13 protein-coding genes are annotated in these 16,887 nt (G+C 41.3%); 10 read left to right on the top strand and 3 right to left on the bottom strand.

All coding sequences use genetic code 11. The features are described 5' to 3' along the window. Window positions 1–850: 850 nt before the first annotated feature. From ORI98_RS06420 to ORI98_RS06410, 3 genes are read left to right on the top strand one after another with little or no spacing between them, the layout of a single operon-like run. On the top strand, window positions 851–1,087 hold the full coding sequence (locus ORI98_RS06420; RefSeq protein WP_261297257.1) for an OadG family protein: 237 nt from the start codon (window positions 851–853) through the stop codon (window positions 1,085–1,087). A 21-nt stretch (window positions 1,088–1,108) separates the two neighbouring features. After that, complete coding sequence (gene oadA / locus ORI98_RS06415) at window positions 1,109–2,887, top strand: sodium-extruding oxaloacetate decarboxylase subunit alpha (protein WP_306134694.1); 1,779 nt, start codon at window positions 1,109–1,111, stop codon at window positions 2,885–2,887. Window positions 2,888–2,896: 9 nt separating this feature from the next. Further along, on the top strand, window positions 2,897–4,027 hold the full coding sequence (locus ORI98_RS06410) for a sodium ion-translocating decarboxylase subunit beta (protein ID WP_188840635.1): 1,131 nt from the start codon (window positions 2,897–2,899) through the stop codon (window positions 4,025–4,027). A gap of 489 nt (window positions 4,028–4,516) precedes the next feature. Here the strand turns inward: ORI98_RS06410 and ORI98_RS06405 are convergent, their stop codons facing one another. Beyond that, the gene (locus tag ORI98_RS06405) at window positions 4,517–5,767 is read right to left on the bottom strand and encodes a dicarboxylate/amino acid:cation symporter (RefSeq protein ID WP_261297255.1); all 1,251 of its coding nucleotides are present in this window, start codon (window positions 5,765–5,767) and stop codon (window positions 4,517–4,519) included. Window positions 5,768–6,055: 288 nt separating this feature from the next. Between ORI98_RS06405 and ORI98_RS06400 the strand changes: the two genes are divergently transcribed. The 6 genes from ORI98_RS06400 (at window position 6,056) to ORI98_RS06375 (ending at window position 13,700) form a co-directional block, all read left to right on the top strand. After that, window positions 6,056–6,478 (top strand): YqaA family protein, encoded by a 423-nt coding sequence (locus ORI98_RS06400; protein WP_261297254.1) that lies wholly within the window; start codon window positions 6,056–6,058, stop codon window positions 6,476–6,478. Window positions 6,479–6,516: 38 nt separating this feature from the next. After that, window positions 6,517–9,375, top strand: coding sequence for a pitrilysin family protein (locus ORI98_RS06395; RefSeq protein WP_306134693.1), 2,859 nt, complete (start codon window positions 6,517–6,519; stop codon window positions 9,373–9,375). A 186-nt stretch (window positions 9,376–9,561) separates the two neighbouring features. Next, window positions 9,562–11,187: a glutamate--cysteine ligase gene (gene gshA, locus ORI98_RS06390; RefSeq protein WP_261297252.1), complete on the top strand. Its 1,626-nt coding sequence runs from the start codon at window positions 9,562–9,564 to the stop codon at window positions 11,185–11,187. 18 nt (window positions 11,188–11,205) lie between these two features. After that, entirely contained in the window at window positions 11,206–11,661 is a 456-nt protein-coding gene (locus tag ORI98_RS06385) for a hypothetical protein (RefSeq protein WP_261297251.1), read from the top strand. Window positions 11,662–11,723: 62 nt separating this feature from the next. Further along, window positions 11,724–12,341: a hypothetical protein gene (locus tag ORI98_RS06380; RefSeq protein WP_306134692.1), complete on the top strand. Its 618-nt coding sequence runs from the start codon at window positions 11,724–11,726 to the stop codon at window positions 12,339–12,341. A 180-nt stretch (window positions 12,342–12,521) separates the two neighbouring features. After that, window positions 12,522–13,700: a methyl-accepting chemotaxis protein gene (locus ORI98_RS06375; RefSeq protein WP_306134691.1), complete on the top strand. Its 1,179-nt coding sequence runs from the start codon at window positions 12,522–12,524 to the stop codon at window positions 13,698–13,700. Between the two features lie 83 nt (window positions 13,701–13,783). On the opposite strand, the gene purK is transcribed toward ORI98_RS06375, so the two are convergent. After that, window positions 13,784–14,866, bottom strand: coding sequence for a 5-(carboxyamino)imidazole ribonucleotide synthase (gene purK / locus ORI98_RS06370; RefSeq protein WP_306134690.1), 1,083 nt, complete (start codon window positions 14,864–14,866; stop codon window positions 13,784–13,786). Continuing rightward, entirely contained in the window at window positions 14,866–15,357 is a 492-nt protein-coding gene (purE, locus tag ORI98_RS06365; protein WP_261297247.1) for a 5-(carboxyamino)imidazole ribonucleotide mutase, read from the bottom strand. The genes purK and purE overlap by 1 nt, the downstream gene beginning before the upstream one ends. A 402-nt stretch (window positions 15,358–15,759) precedes the next feature. Here purE and ORI98_RS06360 point away from each other — a divergent pair, with 402 nt between their 5' ends. Continuing rightward, window positions 15,760–16,593, top strand: a complete 834-nt coding sequence (locus ORI98_RS06360; protein ID WP_261297246.1) for a hypothetical protein — start codon at window positions 15,760–15,762, stop codon at window positions 16,591–16,593. The last annotated feature ends 294 nt before the right edge of the window (window positions 16,594–16,887 follow it).

Here is a 16,887-nt window from a genome sequence, read left to right as displayed (position 1 = left end):
GTGTAGCTCAGCTGGATAGAGTACCTGGCTACGAACCAGGCGGTCGGAGGTTCGAATCCTCCCACGCGCACCATATTAAAAAACCTGCATTTAATGCAGGTTTTTTTTTGCTTTTTAAATATCTAATGTGTGCCAATAAAATGTGTATTTAAACTCAGCGGATGAGAGGCGTTATTCAGAACCGTGATTTTGATGGCCAACATAACTATGCCAATATAGATATCTTTGTGATTTCTTGTATTCAAATACCTTAGTGGTATGTCGTTCCAAATAGCAACTTCATTTCGATCTCCCTCATAGATGTGTCTTATTCGGTGCCTTACTTGTCATTGCCTTGGCGACTGATGAGCTTTAGCGTGTTTAAACTTCCAGTTTGTGCTGTTTTTGTGAATCAATGTAAATTTTTATGCAGCTTTGTCTCTAGTAAGTTTTTTCGTGACTCAAACCAATGCATTTTCAGCTCAGTGTGGTTAACATTTGTGAAACAGTTGGCTGTGGTTAAGTTTTTGAGTCATTAGGTAAGGAATTAATAATTTATTGGGGATAAAAGTAAGAATTAATCATTTGTTTTGATTTGTGATAACTATTTTTGGTAAGACCATTTTACAAATGGATGGTATTCTTGGTATACATTGTTTATATTTTGTAACGTAAATCAGTCTTGAACGGCTTTTCTTCTAAATTAGATGTCCTAATGTTCATAAATAAAAAGCAACTTTTATTGAATATTTATTCTTGTGATTAGCCAGTGCTCAATGAAGCTGCGATTTAATGTACTTTTTTAGATATAACCCCATTCAGTAATTTTGATAACGAGACTCTTTTTAACGTTTAATTTCAGTGAGGAAGTATGACATCGATCAGCGAACAATTAGTTGATGCTCTTGGCATAATGATAATGGGGATGGGTTTAGTATTCATTTTCTTGAGTGTACTTATTGTGGGAATTGCCATTGTCGCAAAGTTTTGTCCAGCACCAGAAGTTGTTGCTAAGCCTGATGTACCGCCAAGTCCAATAGCCACTAATCAATTAGATCCTAAGTTAGTTGCAGCTATTACTTCAGCTATCCACCAATACCGTGCGTAAGTTTTATTTTTGGGAGTTTTTATGAGCAAGCCGTTAGCTTTAACCGATGTCGCCCTGCGTGATGCCCACCAATCTTTACTTGCAACACGCTTACGTATTGATGACATGTTACCCATAGCGCCATTACTTGATAAAGTCGGTTACTGGTCTTTAGAGTCATGGGGCGGTGCCACTTTTGATGCATGTATTCGTTATTTAGGTGAAGATCCATGGGATCGTATCCGTGAACTTAAAAAAGTGATGCCAAACACACCACAACAGATGTTGCTGCGTGGTCAGAATTTATTAGGCTACCGTCACTATGCCGATGATGTCGTTACACGTTTTGTTGAGCGAGCGCACACCAATGGCGTAGATGTATTCCGCATTTTTGATGCAATGAACGATGTTCGCAATCTAGAAACTGCGGTAAAGGCTGTTAAGCGTGTTGGTGGCCATGCTCAAGGGACGATTTCTTACACGACTAGCCCAGTGCATACCCTAGATACCTGGGTTGATATGGCCAAACGCCTTGAAGACATGGGTGCTGATTCATTATGTATCAAAGACATGGCGGGTTTGCTCAAGCCAATGGAAGCGTTTGAACTTATCAGCCGCTTAAAATCGCAGACCGATTTAATGATTTCAATGCATTGCCATGCGACAACCGGTTTAAGTACAGCAACCTACCAAAAAGCGATTGAGGCCGGTGTTGATGTATTAGATACCGCTATCTCATCCATGAGCCAAACTTACGGTCACAGCGCAACAGAGACGCTTGTTGCTATGGTAGAGGGCACAGAACGTGCTACAAACTACGATATGGTGTTGTTAGAAGAAATTGCAGCCTACTTCCGTGAAGTGCGTAAAAAATATGTTCGCTTTGAAGGAGCATTAAAAGGCATTGATTCACGGATCCTACGTGCGCAGGTACCTGGCGGCATGTTAACTAACATGGAAAACCAACTTAAAGAGCAAGGCGCTGCCGATAAGATGGATGCTGTTCTTGAAGAGATACCTCGCGTTCGTGAAGATTTAGGTTTCTTACCTTTAGTGACACCCACATCACAAATTGTTGGTTCGCAATCGGTAATTAACGTGCTGATGGGCGAGCGTTACAAGTCGATGACTAAAGAAACCGAAGGGGTGTTAAAAGGCGAATATGGTGCCACACCAGCGCCGGTAAATGCAGAGTTACAAGCTAGAGTGCTTAATGGTGCACAAGCGATTACTTGCCGCCCTGCAGATCTCATCGAACCAGAATTGGATAAGCTACGAATCGAGTTAGCCGATAAAGCGAAAGAGCTTGGTTTTAAACTTGCCGCAGAAACTGACGATGACGTTATGACTTACGCCTTGTTTAACCAAATTGGCCTACAGTTTTTGAAAAACCGTGGTAATCCAGATGCATTTGAGCCAGTACCCTCAGCGGATGATTTAGTGGTCAAGGCTACTGATAAAGGTCCTGAAACTTACACGGTTAATGTTGAAGGAAAAAGCTATGTGGTTGAAGTCAGTCAAGGTGGCGATATTACCCAAATCATTCCATCAACTGCGCAGTCAGCACCCGTAGCGACTCAATCTGCTGTAGTCTCTTCTGGTGTGGTCAAGTCAACGATGACGGCACCATTATCAGGCAATATTTTCAAAGTGTTAGTTGCTAATGGCCAAGCAGTTAAAGCTGGTGAAGTGGTTATCATTCTTGAAGCGATGAAAATGGAAACCGAAGTGAGAGCCAATGAAGATGGCGTTGTAACAAATCTTGCTGTTAAGCAGGGTGACAGCGTGACCGTAGGTTCAACATTACTTGATTTGGCGTAAGAGGGCATTATGGAAGGATTAATGGCCTTTTGGGCTGAAACAGGCATTGCACATTTTGAAGCGGGCCAGTTGTTAATGATGGGGGTTGGCTGTTTATTGTTATATCTCGCCATCGCACGTGGTTTTGAGCCGTTATTATTATTACCAATCGGTTTTGGTGCAATTTTAGCCAACATTCCTAACGCAGGTTTTACCGAAGAGGGTGGTTTACTTTGGTATGCGTATCACGTGGGAATTGAAACGGGTATTTTTCCGCTGCTTATTTTCATGGGTGTTGGCGCATTAACTGACTTTGGTGCATTGATAGCAAACCCAAAAACTTTATTACTGGGTGCTGCGGCTCAATTCGGTATCTTTGCAACGTTATTAGGGGCAATTGCACTTAACTTGGTGCCAGGTTTTGAATTTAGTATGACAGATGCTGCGGCTATTGCGATTATTGGTGGCGCCGATGGACCTACTGCTATTTTCTTAGCCTCAAAGCTAGCACCTGATCTCTTAGGCGCTATTGCGGTAGCGGCATATTCATATATGGCATTAGTACCATTAATTCAGCCCCCGATTATGAAACTGTTAACTACACCGGCTGAACGTAGTATCAAAATGGAACAGCTACGTGAAGTGAGTAAACGTGAGAAGATTATTTTTCCGTTGATGGTCGTTGGATTAACCATTTTGTTTTTACCTGCAGCAACGCCTTTAGTGGGTATGTTCTGTTTAGGTAACTTAATGCGTGAGTCAGGTGTAGTAGATCGCCTGTCTAAAACAGCCCAAAATGAGCTAATTAATATAGTGACCATCTTTTTAGGTCTGGCTGTCGGCTCAAAATTGTCTGCGGGCGAGTTTTTACGTATCGAAACCTTAGGGATTTTAGTACTGGGTGCGGTAGCCTTTTCAATTGGTACTGCAGCAGGGGTATTAATGGCTAAGTTAATGTGTAAGTTATCTGGTGGTAAGGTGAACCCACTTATTGGCGCGGCGGGTGTATCGGCAGTGCCTATGGCGGCACGAGTAGTCAATAAAGTCGGCCTTGAAGCTAATCATCAAAACTTCTTGTTAATGCATGCAATGGGACCTAACGTTGCAGGAGTATTAGGCAGTGCAGTCGCCGCTGGCGTATTACTTGCGGTATTAGGATAATTTTAAAATAAACACTCTGCCATTTAGTGATATATGGCAGGCAACAAAAGCCAATGCGATTGCATTGGCTTTTTTATTGCCTATTCAATTTAAGTTTGTTTCTTGCTTTATTTTAAGGCTTTATCTTTGTGGGTATTATTTTTTCAGCGCGTAATCAAGCTACTTCAGTAGGTGGTTATCATTTCGATGAGTTCTATTGCCACGAAGATATGTCTCACGATCTTGGTTATTAGATCATAATTAACCAGCGTTCAGCTTAGTTAATATCGTCAATGATTACGATTATATAGCGGATGTGCAATATACCTAGCCACTAGCCACTAGCCATTAGATGTTAAGTATCTTCTGACTAACACGATAATGATATCTCTTGCGACGCCGATAACGTCTGACAATGAGTTACTACAAGCTTTTAATCAGCATTTATTTTTTATCGATACAAAAAAGCGAGTTAGGCGCTCCTTACTCGCTTAATTATTTGGCTGTTATTTAATTGGGCTGTTGCTCAGCGATACCGTCTTCAGCATTAAACTGGGCGACATCTAATTGACCTTCACTTTTACCTATCACCACCGCGGTCATCATATCACCCGTAACATTGGTTGCGGTGCGGATCATGTCGATAATGCGATCGATTGCCGCAATAAACGCAATTCCTTCTAATGGTAAACCAATCACGCCTAAGGTGACGGTTAACATCACCATGGCACTGCCTGGTACGCCAGCTGTACCCACTGAGGCAACTGTTGCGGTTACGGCAATCAGCATGTAATCAGTCATATCTAGGGGGATGCCGTAGATTTGTGCAATAAAGATAGCGGCAATCGCAGGGTAAATTCCGCCACAACCATCCATATTCATTGTCGCACCTAATGGCAATACAAAAGCACTATAACGTTTTGACACTCCCATAGATTCACTACAACGGGTACTGGCGGGTAAGGTGCCGAAACTCGAGGCTGTACTAAATGCTACCAGTTGTGCAGGCATCGCTTTACGGAAAAATTTTATCGGACTGAGGCCTGCGGCAAATTTCACTAAACCACCATAAACAAAAATGATATGGATTAAAGCGGCTATGTAAATGGCAATGATAAATTTACCTAGCGGTAACAAAGTGCTTAAGCCATATTCGCCAACAACCCATGCCATTAAGCCGAAAACACCAATAGGGGTCAGTTTAAGTACCATGCGAGTGAGTTGGAACATGACTTCAGAGCTGGCCTCCATCACTTTTTTCAGTGGTTCTGCTTTTTCGCCCACGGCATTGATTGCAATTCCCACCAAGGCTGCAAATACAATAATTTGCAATACTTTACCTTCCGCCAAAGATGCAAACGGGTTAACAGGGATCATATTCAGTAAGACTTGGGTAAAGCCTGGAATATCACGTTCTCGAACCTCGCTGGTGGCTAATTCAAGTGAGCCTCCCATGTCGATTAAACTGCCCACAGCAAGCCCAATAAATGATGCTACTGTTCCGGTAAACATAAATAAACCTAAGGTTTTCATGCTTAAACGAGTTAAATTTGTTTGGCCACCTAAAGAGGTAATACTGACGACGATGGCACAAAATACTAAGGGGGCAACCAGCATTTTTATTGCGCTGATGAATAAATCACCTAAGGGTTTCAAAACCACGGCAGAACTGCCCAACGCGACACCAACAAGGGTACCTAAAATGAAGCCGGCTAATACTTTCTGCCAGAAAGGAATACGTTTAAATGTGTCTAAAATCATCGGGAAATCTCATTGTTATTATGTGATTAAGCAGTATGCGGGTGATATACATGCTAATAGCAGTTAACTTATCCGTCTTCAGCGGTTTGTGCAAACTAGTTTATTTAGATAGATGAAGCAAATTTAATGGCATTCTAGATAGGCAAATACAGACAAACAACGTTAATTTGATATAACTTATAATTATATATAACGATGTTAATATAATAACTAGATTTAACTAAATAGTTACTTTGTTCATAATGCGATGCATTCAATAAAAATAAAATTAAATCATGGGGATAGGTTTTGTCTGAATTGTGGGTTATGTTTTCTGGAGCCTTTTTAGCTGCAACCTTGTTACCAGGTGGATCAGAAGTTTTACTTATTGGTTTATTACAACACAACAGTGAACCTTGGCTACCTTTGTTGGTCGTAGCAAGTATTGGTAATACTCTTGGCGCTTTAACCAGTTATTATTTAGGTCGAATAGGACGGTTTGCTAAATCGCCTGAAGATTTTAATAACCAACATTACCAACGTTCATTGCGTTGGTTTGAACGATTTGGCGTGTGGGCATTATTATTATCTTGGTTACCCCTTGTTGGCGATATTCTGTGCTTAATTGCTGGTTGGCTTAAATTACCGGTCGTGCCTTCAACATTGATTATTTTATTAGGTAAAACGGTTCGCTATAGTCTGATTGTATTTGCTTTTATGGCTACCATTTAATCCCTAATGATCTTATTTATAAACTCAAGGAGAGTGTTTTGAAAAAGTGGATACTTGCTGTCGCAGTCAGTGCGGCAATATCAGGGTGCGCCATTGAAAGCGCAAATGATGCTATTGATGTCACCACAGCACAAGCAAGCTTGCCAGCGGGTGTGAGTTTAATTGAAACGGTTTCAGTTAGTGACAGCGAAATCGGCATTCCGTATAAGAAATATCGTTTAGCCAATGGGCTGACCGTCATTTTACATCAAGATAGATCAGATCCATTAGTGCACGTTGATGTGACTTATCATGTAGGGTCTGCTCGTGAGCTCGCTGGACGAAGTGGCTTTGCTCACTTATTTGAACACATGATGTTTCAAGGCTCACAACATGTTGGTGATGAGCAACACTTTAAAGTGGTCACCGAAGCTGGTGGCACATTAAACGGTACAACAAACTCAGATAGAACCAATTATTTTGAAACTGTACCCAGTAATCAGTTAGAGAAAATGTTGTGGTTAGAATCAGACAGAATGGGCTTCTTTTTACCTGCATTAACGTCTGAAAAATTTGAGGTACAACGTGAAACGGTTAAAAATGAACGTGCTCAACGGATCGATAACCGGCCTTACGGCCGTTTAGGTGAACGCTTTGCACAGGCGCTTTATCCCGAAGGACATCCTTACTCTTGGCCGGTGATTGGTTGGCCTGAAGATCTTGATCGTGCAACGTTAGATGATGTGAAACACTTTTTCGAGCGATGGTATGGTCCGAATAACGCCACTTTAACCATAGGTGGTGATTTTGATGAGTCACAAACATTGTCATGGGTGAATAAGTACTTTGGGGAAATCCCATCTGGTCCTCAAGTTGATTCAGCCGCTAAAACGCCAGTAACATTAGATAAAACCCGCTATCTATCAATGGAAGACAAAGTACATTTACCTTTGCTATATATTGGTATGCCAACGGTTTATGCCGGTCACCCTGATGAAGCAGCCCTCGATTTACTGGCCAATATCATTGGTGGTGGGCCAACGTCTTTGTTATATAAAAACCTCGTAAAAGAAGGCTATGCGGTTCAGGCTTCAGTTGGCCATCCCTGTCAGGAATTGGCGTGTCAATTTACTTTATATGCTCTGGCAAACCCGGCAACAGGCGGCAAGTTAGATTTACTTGAAGCCAAAATTGACGAGTCCATCGCTGAATTTGAACAACGCGGCGTCACTGACGAGGATCTTGAAAAAGTGAAAGTTCAGTTTGAGGCCGACACTATTTTTGGTTTACAAAGCGTGAGAGGCAAGGTGTCTACCCTAGCGGCTAATCAAACGTTTTACGGTAACCCTAATATGGTCGCACAGGATTTAGCACGCTATAACAGTGTGACTAAAGATGATGTGATGCGAGTGTTTAAGCAGTATATCAAAGACAAACCTAAAGTGGTGATGAGTGTGGTGCCTGAAGGGCAATCACAACTTGTTGCTAAGGCTGATAACTTTTCACCCGTACTCTTACCTGTAGCTGCTGAGGCCGTCACAGGCTTGACCGATATTAAGCCTGTAGTGTCAAGTTTTGAACGGGCAAAAATGCCTCCGCCAGGTAAAGCTCCAGTATTAACTGTTCCCACTCTTTGGACGTCATCATTGAGTAATGGCATAGAGGTAATGGGCACAGAAAGTAAAGAAACGCCTACCGCTGAACTTGTGATTTACCTTGAAGGTGGACACCGTGCAGTGCCAGTGGAAAAAGCCGGTTTAGCTCAGCTAACCGCGGCCATGATGGGGGAATCTAGCACGAAACACAGCACAGAAGAGTTAGCCCATAAACTCGAGATGTTAGGCTCTAGCATTAGTTTTGGTGCTGGAGGCTCACAGTCTTATGTTCAAGTCTCTAGTTTGTCTAAAAACCTTGCTGCAACATTGGCTATTTTACAAGAGCGTTTATTTACCCCAGGCTTTAATAGCGCTGATTTTGAAAGGGTGAAACAGCAACAATTACAAAGCTTACAGCAGGCTATGACCAATCCGAGTTATCTAGCGAGTAATGGTTTTTCTGCTTTGTTGTACGGTAAAAACACTGCGATGGGCAGTAGTCAGCTGGGAACCGTTGAATCACTCTCAGCGTTAACCCTTGAAGACGTTAAAGCCTTTTATCAGCAACAATATACTGCTGGAAGTGCACAAATGGTGATGGTGTCTGATTTAGCGAAAGATAATGTGATGCCAATGCTAAGCGGATTAAGTCAGTGGGGTGGAAAGGCAACGGCGTTATCCCCCATCAACAAACGTCTTTATGCGGCACCAGCGACTATTTACATTATCGATAAACCGGATGCAGCGCAGTCGGAAATTAATATCGGGAAACGTGCTTTGTCCTACGATGGCACGGGTGAGTATTTTAAGGCTAACTTGATGAATTATCCTCTAGGGGGGGCTTTTAATAGCCGCATAAACCTTAATTTACGCGAAGATAAAGGTTATACCTATGGCGCAAGAACTCAGTTCAGTGGCCAAGAAGACACGGGTGAATTTATTGCCTCTGCAAGCGTAAGAACCGATGTTACTGGTGCTGCAATTGCAGAATTTATTAAAGAAATTCAAGCCTATCAACAAGCGGGAATGAATGATGAGGAGTTAGCTTTTTTACGTAATTCTATCACTCAAGGCCAAGCGTTAGATTTTGAAACTCCATATCAAAAAGCAGGGTTTATTCGCCGGATTCAGCGATATCAATTAGATCCTCAATTTACCCAACAACAAACTGAGATAATTAATTCTATTACGACGACTGAATTAAACTCACTTGCTAAATCGCTATTGGATATCAATACTATGGTGATATTGGTTGTGGGTGATAAAGACGTTATCCAAGAGCAGTTGGCTCCATTAGGTTACCCAATTCAAGTAATAAATTAATTCATTAAATCATTGGGTTGAATTGAACCTATTTAACCCAATATAAGTATTAAGAAGTCAGTTAAAACGGTGGCAGAATCTCTGTTGCCGTTTTTGTTTACAGTTTTTTTGCCAATTTGGTAATAATCTCGGGTATTATCGGGTCTAGCTGTTAATCATGCGAATCCATCAGTAGAGAATAGTATATTGAAATCTTTCAATGAAATCGTCGACCAACTAGGCGACAGTGAAGGGCGAACAGCCTTACTTGGTATGTTACGTGGCATAGAACGTGAAGCATTGCGTATTGACGATAGTGGTCGGCTTGCGCAAGATTTGCATCCTCAAGCGTTAGGTTCTGCGTTAACACATTCAAGGATCACTACCGATTACAGCGAAGCACTTCTTGAGTTTATTACGCCTGTTAATAACAACATTGATACTTTACTGGAAGGGTTAACCCAAACCCATGCTTACACCGTTCGTAATTTAAATGGCCAGAAACTTTGGCCCGTTAGCATGCCTTGTTATGTCGGCGATGTGAAAAATATTCCGCTTGCACAATATGGCACCTCCAACAATGGCCTGATGAAAACCCTTTATCGAAAAGGCTTAACTCACCGTTATGGTGCGTTAATGCAGATTATTTCAGGGGTGCATTTTAATTTTTCTGTCTCAGCTGAGTTATGGCAGCGTTTGTTTGATAGCAAATTATCAAACAACCCTCAGATGCGTTCAGATTCATTAAGCCGTTGTGAGTTTATCTCAGAATCTTACTTCGGATTGATCCGCAATTATCGCCGATTAGTTTGGGTGCTGCCTTATTTGTTCGGTTCATCACCTGCGTTATGTTCTTCGTTTGTCAAAGATCAAACGATTGACTTTGACTTTGAAAAAACCGGCAAAGGAACCCTTTATTTACCTTACGCCACATCACTACGAATGAGTGATTTGGGCTATACCAATAAAGAGCAAGATACGCTCAATATCAGTTATAACTCTTTACCTGAGTATCTTGATGGGGTTCAAGCTGCAATTAGAATGCCCTCTAAAAAGTTTGAAAAAATCGGCGTTAAAGTCGATGGTGAATATCGCCAGTTAAATAACAATATTTTGCAGATTGAAAATGAGTTTTACTCACCAATCCGTGCCAAACGTGTCACTAAAGCCGGTGAAAAACCTTCACAAGCGTTGATGCGAGCCGGAGTGGAATATATTGAAGTGCGTGCTTTAGATGTTAATCCATTTAGCCCAGTAGGCATTGATGCCACTCAAGTGCGCTTTTTGGATCTGTTTTTACTTTATTGTTTGTTATCACCTTCGGCATTAACCGATGAGCACGGCGAAAAAGAAATTGCTGCTAATCTAAAAGCCGTTGTACTTGAAGGACGTAGACCGGGATTAATGTTAAAGCAAAATGGCGACGACATTAGTTTACAGGCATGGCTTAAACATATGTTTGCTGACTTATCACGTTTAGCGATATTGTTAGATGGTGAGCATGAACATGGTTATCAAAATGCTTTAAACCATTGGGCTGCAGCTATTGATGACCCAAGCCTGACATTATCAGGCCGTGTGTTGAATGAAATAATCACCAAAGACGTTGATCACGGAGTATGGGTAAGCCAGCTAGCTAATAACTACCATGAGTTTTTAACAACATACCCCTTAAGTCCAGAAACTGAACAACAGTATAAAGATGAAGCTGAGTTATCACTTAACAAGCAACATCAGATTGAAATGGAATCAATGCCAAACTTTGATGTGTTTTTACAAGAATACTTTAACGAAGTGGCTTCTCCTGAATTATACAGCGGCTGCAAAGCCTAATTAATGGTTGTCTGTTGAATGAATGACAAAACTTTAGGTCATACTTGTTCTGCAAAGGTGTTACTCACCTTAATTGTGATTATTGGCTTAATATCGGGTTGTGCATCATCGGACAATGCTAATCAATGTGGCACAGTATCAGCTTATCTTAAACCTGATCCTGGAAAATACCTTTATCGCATCGTGGTAACTCACCTTGATGGTGTTCCGGTTATTTCTAGGCCTAATTATGTATTGCCTGTGGGTGAACATAAATTCACAGTGGTTGAGCTTATTAATTCACCAGAATTGAAAGTCTCACTTTCTGCGCGCGGCACAAAAATACTGACAGTCAATGTCGAGGCCGATCAGCGTTACCATATTGGTGCACAAATGTTTACTGACAAAATCTATGTTGGGCGTAACAGTGACTTTTGGCAGCCAGTGGTATTTCAACAAGAATCGCATCAATGTGAAATAGATCCTCTACCTTAAATTGCATTATGCGTTTATTGATGTGACACTTACTTTTTGTTTTTATTGGCTATTGAGGTGTTATGAAACCGTTTCTGTACATTATGAGTTTATGCTGCACCATTGTATTGTCCGGTTGTGCAACCCCTCCACCTGCTGAACCCGAAAACCTTTGCTCCATCTTCAAAGAAAACCGCTCTTGGTATAAAGCAGCGGTAAATACCCGAGAAAAATGGGGCGTGCCTGTTCATGTGCCTTTAGCCATGATGTATCAAGAAAGTTCTTTTAAGCATAATGCCGCTCCACCGATGGAATACTTTTTAGGGTTTATTCCCACGGGACGGGCAAGCGATGCCTATGGTTATGCTCAGGCAAAAACGCAAACATGGGATGATTATGTAAGAGAAACGGGTAACTCCTGGTCTAGTCGCAGTGATTTTGATGATGCAATGGATTTTATGGGGTGGTTTATTTATAAAACCAATAAAGTCAATGGCGTGTCTAAATGGGATGCGAAAAATCAGTATTTGAACTATCACGAAGGTTGGGGCGGCTATAAGCGCGGCTCATATAAAGCCAAAAAGTGGTTAGTGCCTGTGGCTCAAAAAGTCGATAACCGTGCTAAGCGTTATGCTCAGCAATATAATACCTGTAAAGATGACCTTGATTCTTCTTGGTTGTGGCGCTTATTTTTTGGTTAGGGCCACCTCAGTGCGATCAACAAGCCATAATACCACCAGATAAGGTGGTATTTTTTTGAATCGAATTTTATTACTTTAAATTACCGCTAATGTGTCGATACAATGTAACCGATTTGTAAAATCTTGTTTTTACAGACGGTGTCGAATTCAACAATAATAACAATACGATCGGATATTATAATGCAGACTTCTTTCGAAAAATCGATTCACCGTAAATTGTTAGTCCCAATTTTAGTTATTGTTGTTCCCTTTTTACTGTTAGTCAGTATGTTGGATAGCAATATCAGTAAAACAACGGTTATTGGATTAATCATCGGTCTAGTGGTTTGTCAGTGGCTGGTGGGTCTGTGGAGCATCCAGCATCACTTACAGTCTCGCCTGGCTAGATTACATCAATATTTGCAGTTGGTGGTGAATACTGAAAAAGCCCCAGAGGCGCCACTTAAAGATCATCAAACCGATGAGCTTGCCACTATTACTAACGAATTAAGTCAGTTTATTGAAGGATTAAAAGTGGTCCTTGATGAAATTCGTATCGATGCCAAAACCTTTAAACAAGAAGCCAAGGTACTAACCGAACAAATGCATCATGCTGAAAATTCAGTTGATAAAAGTGTTCAAGAAAATGCCCAAATAACTTTATCGCTACAAGAGATTGCTCATACAGCAAATGAGTTATCCAGTAATGCCGATGAATTAAAATCTACCTCAGCAGAAGTGCATCAACTGCTGCAAATTGGCAATAAAGACGCTATCGATAATCAAGCTGCGATGACAGATTTTGCCAACGGAATTGAGAGCATGGTTAATGATTTAAGCTTGCTTAACAATGACAGCTTAAAAATTGGTAATGTGTTAGAGGTGATTAAAAGCATTGCCGAACAAACTAATTTACTTGCACTTAACGCAGCAATTGAAGCGGCGAGAGCGGGAGAGCAAGGAAGAGGCTTTGCGGTTGTAGCAGATGAAGTCAGAGCTTTGGCACATCGTACTCAAGAATCAACGGTAGAAATCCAAACCATTGTTGAGCAACTGCAACATAAAGCCCAAAATGCGGTAACAGGCATCGGCGAAAGTCAGCGAATTAGCCAGCAAAGTGTTGAACAATGCCAGCGAGTGACAAAGGCATTTAAAGATATTGAAGAGGCGTACAGTTTACTCGACAATGTGGCTAGCAATATGACTTACAGCATTCAAGGGCAACAATCTTCTACCGAAAGCATTAACCAAAGAGCGAATGAAATTTCTCGTTTAAGCCAAGATGTTTCCCATGGCTTGAGGGTAGCGACACAAGGTGCTAATGCGCAAAGTAAAACCTCAGATAAACTAGAACGCGTGCTTGGTCGAATTTGTGTTTAATTTAATGTTTAAGCACGAATAAAAAAGGAGCCGATGGCTCCTTTTTTATTAGTGCTTAAACATGATGTATCTGCTGAAAAAGTTTAAGCAAATTCAGCTAAAACCCAATCGAGAGGCGCTTGATATTGGCTAGGCATCCAAGATTTTAATTGTTTAATGGTTGCATTTAACGCGTCGGTATCGTGTACCGATAGATTTAAATGGCCCACTTTACGTCCAGGACGGACTTCTTTGTTATACCAAAATAATTCCGCATTTTGCAGGCTTAACCAACGGTCATCTTTTTCGACACCAATTAAGTTCACCATGACACATTGAAAGTTTACTTGTGGTGTGTGGATTGGCAGATTACATAACGCGCGTAAATGCAATTCAAACTGATTAATATGACATCCAGCTTGGGTCCAATGGCCAGAGTTATGAACTCGCGGTGCTAATTCATTGACCAACAGGTGTTCGCCAACGCGAAAACATTCCATCGCCATCACGCCAACGTAATCAAGACCATTCATAATGGTTGCAAGCATGGCTTCAGCTTCAGCTTGAAGGTGATTTAATCTGCTTAATGGCGCAACAGAAGCCATTAAAATACCATCTTGATGCAAGTTAAGCGTTAGCGGGTAAAATAAGCAGCGACCATCTTGAGTTCGCACACCGACCAATGAGACTTCTTCGTCAAAATTAATCGCTTGCTCAGCAATAGCTTGGTTACGCCAATCATTTGGGATACTGGTCGATTGCGCTTGTTTTAGCCAATGCTGACCTTTACCGTCATAACCGCCGGTGCGGCGCTTCAACAATACTCGATCACCATATGCTTGGTGCAGCTCATCAGCACTGATTGAGTCATTGACCAATTGCCAAGGCGCTGTCGCAACTGACAGTTCATCCAGTAGGCTTTTTTGGGTAAAGCGATCGGCTAGTCGGCCAAACACTGGACCATTAATAAAGTGAGGATGCTGGCTCAGTTGTAAACTGGTTCTTGATTCTGGCCATTGCTCACGTTCGGCGGTGATCACATGTGAACTTTCAATCGGTAAAATATCACCGTTTGGGGTCATAATATCGACAGGACGAACGTCAATCGCTAAAGGTTGCCCTGCGTGGCTCAGCATGGCACCTAATTGGCCATTACCTAATACCCAAACCGTATGTTGCTGGCTCATTAGTCTTCTCTCGGATCTGGATTATCTAAAATTGAACGAGTTTGCTCGTCACGGAAAGCGTCAATTCGGGCCGCTAACTGAGTATCTGATGTTGCTAAAATTTGGCTTGCAAGTAATCCGGCGTTAAATGCCCCAGCAGTACCAATCGCCAAAGTACCTACAGCAATACCTTTAGGCATTTGTACAATCGACAACAAGCTATCCATGCCAGATAACGCTTTACTTTGCACTGGAACGCCTAAAACCGGTAAACGTGTTTTAGAGGCAATCATGCCAGGTAAATGAGCCGCGCCACCTGCGCCACCAATAATCACTTTATAGCCTTTGTCGGCAGCGGTACTGGCAAAGTCCATTAGTTTGTCTGGAGTGCGATGAGCTGAAACCACTTCAACGTGATAAGGCACTTGCAGTTTATCCATAATTTCTGCAGCGGCTTCCATTGTTGGCCAATCACTTTTAGAACCCATAACAACAGCAACAAGAGCTTGCATGGTTTACTCCTTAATGTACTTATTCAATTGGTATATTTAGCGTATTTTCTATGCTGTATAGCACAGGGGAAATCGCATCAATAATAAGGCGATAAAAAGGTGACAGATAATATCATGTTGGAGGGGGTTGCGCTGCGGTTTAGTGTTTTGTGAGGCTAACACTTAGTTTAGATATTCGGATACTGAGATGGATAATAATTAACCGCTTTTAGAGTTAACGTGCACCAATTTAGATTTTATTTAGTTATAAGATATAAATTTAGTGCATTATTACGTTGTAAACGGTACGTTATTCTGAAAGGTTAAGTTATTTGTTCAATAATGTGTGTGATTAGAATGAGTCGACTATTATTTAGAGCATGAATAATCAAAAAATAAATATCTTGATAAAGGTTTCGGAAAATGACGACATTTAACAGTCTAATTATAGGAGGAGTCATCTCTATTTTGCCTTTTGTGGCAAACAGTGCAGAACTTGAAGCTGTTCTATTAGGTGAGTTTTCTAACAATTCGATTGATGTGACGCAAATGAAGCCTATGGCCGTGCTTGATTTATTGACACAAAATAGCCAGCAAGATTTAACCTTTACCTTTCAAGAAATGAGTATGACCCGCGGGTGGATGGAAATGCCCAAGCTTGAAAATGCATGTATGTATAACAAGGTCAAAACACCAGCCCGTGAAGAAATGGGCTATTTTAGCCAGTATCCTATTACCTTATACCCGCCATTGAGATTAATTGTACGCAGTGAAGATGCTAAGCATTATTCGACCGATTTTGATATTTCATCCATTCAAGCGTCACAACAAATGCGTTATGCGCTCGCTAAAAACCGCTCTTATGGTGTGCTCGACGCACAAATTGCCAATAAAAAGCAATTGCTGTTTTTTCGTGATGGTCCCAATTCGGTAGAAAAATTGCTTGAAATGCTTTCACTTAATCGCATTGACGGCTTCATAGAGTATGCCGATACCGTGAATGCTTATATTAGTGAACATCGGGTTGGCTATGAAATTAAGAGCATTCCAATTAAAGGCGTGAGTAAGCCTTCACCAGGCTATATGGTTTGCTCTAAAACCGACTATGGTTTGCAATTGATAAATGCCATTGATAAAGCCATGAGTCAGGCTTCTTTTCAGCAGGCGTTGATTAGCATTCATCAGGAATTTGCATCAGTGGAAGATAAATCATTATTAGGGGATGAGTTAATAATGATTTTTGAGCATTCAAACTAAGTTAAGTTTGAATGGCGTTGTTCGTGAAAGGACTGCAATTTTTACAAAAGGATAAGCATTACCGTTTTTAGTAGGAGTATTATGTGATCTATTCTGCGATGAAAAGAGCCACTATTTCAGTTTTGAAAATGGCCGAATCGAATCAATTGACATCTTTAGTGTGCTCACTCTTTCTCGGTGCTTTTATCTTATGCATGCCAGTAAAAGCCGCGCCATTAGAATAATGCTATTCGGATAAGCATTACTGTTTATATTTAAGTGGATAGCGGCTAGGTATATAGAGCACTGATCGTG

The organism is Shewanella sp. ULN5, from assembly GCF_030731885.1.
GTDB classification, from domain to species: Bacteria; Pseudomonadota; Gammaproteobacteria; order Enterobacterales; family Shewanellaceae; genus Shewanella; species Shewanella holmiensis.
Note: the sequence above shows the minus strand (reverse complement) of the source record. Positions and strands in the feature narration are given on the sequence as shown.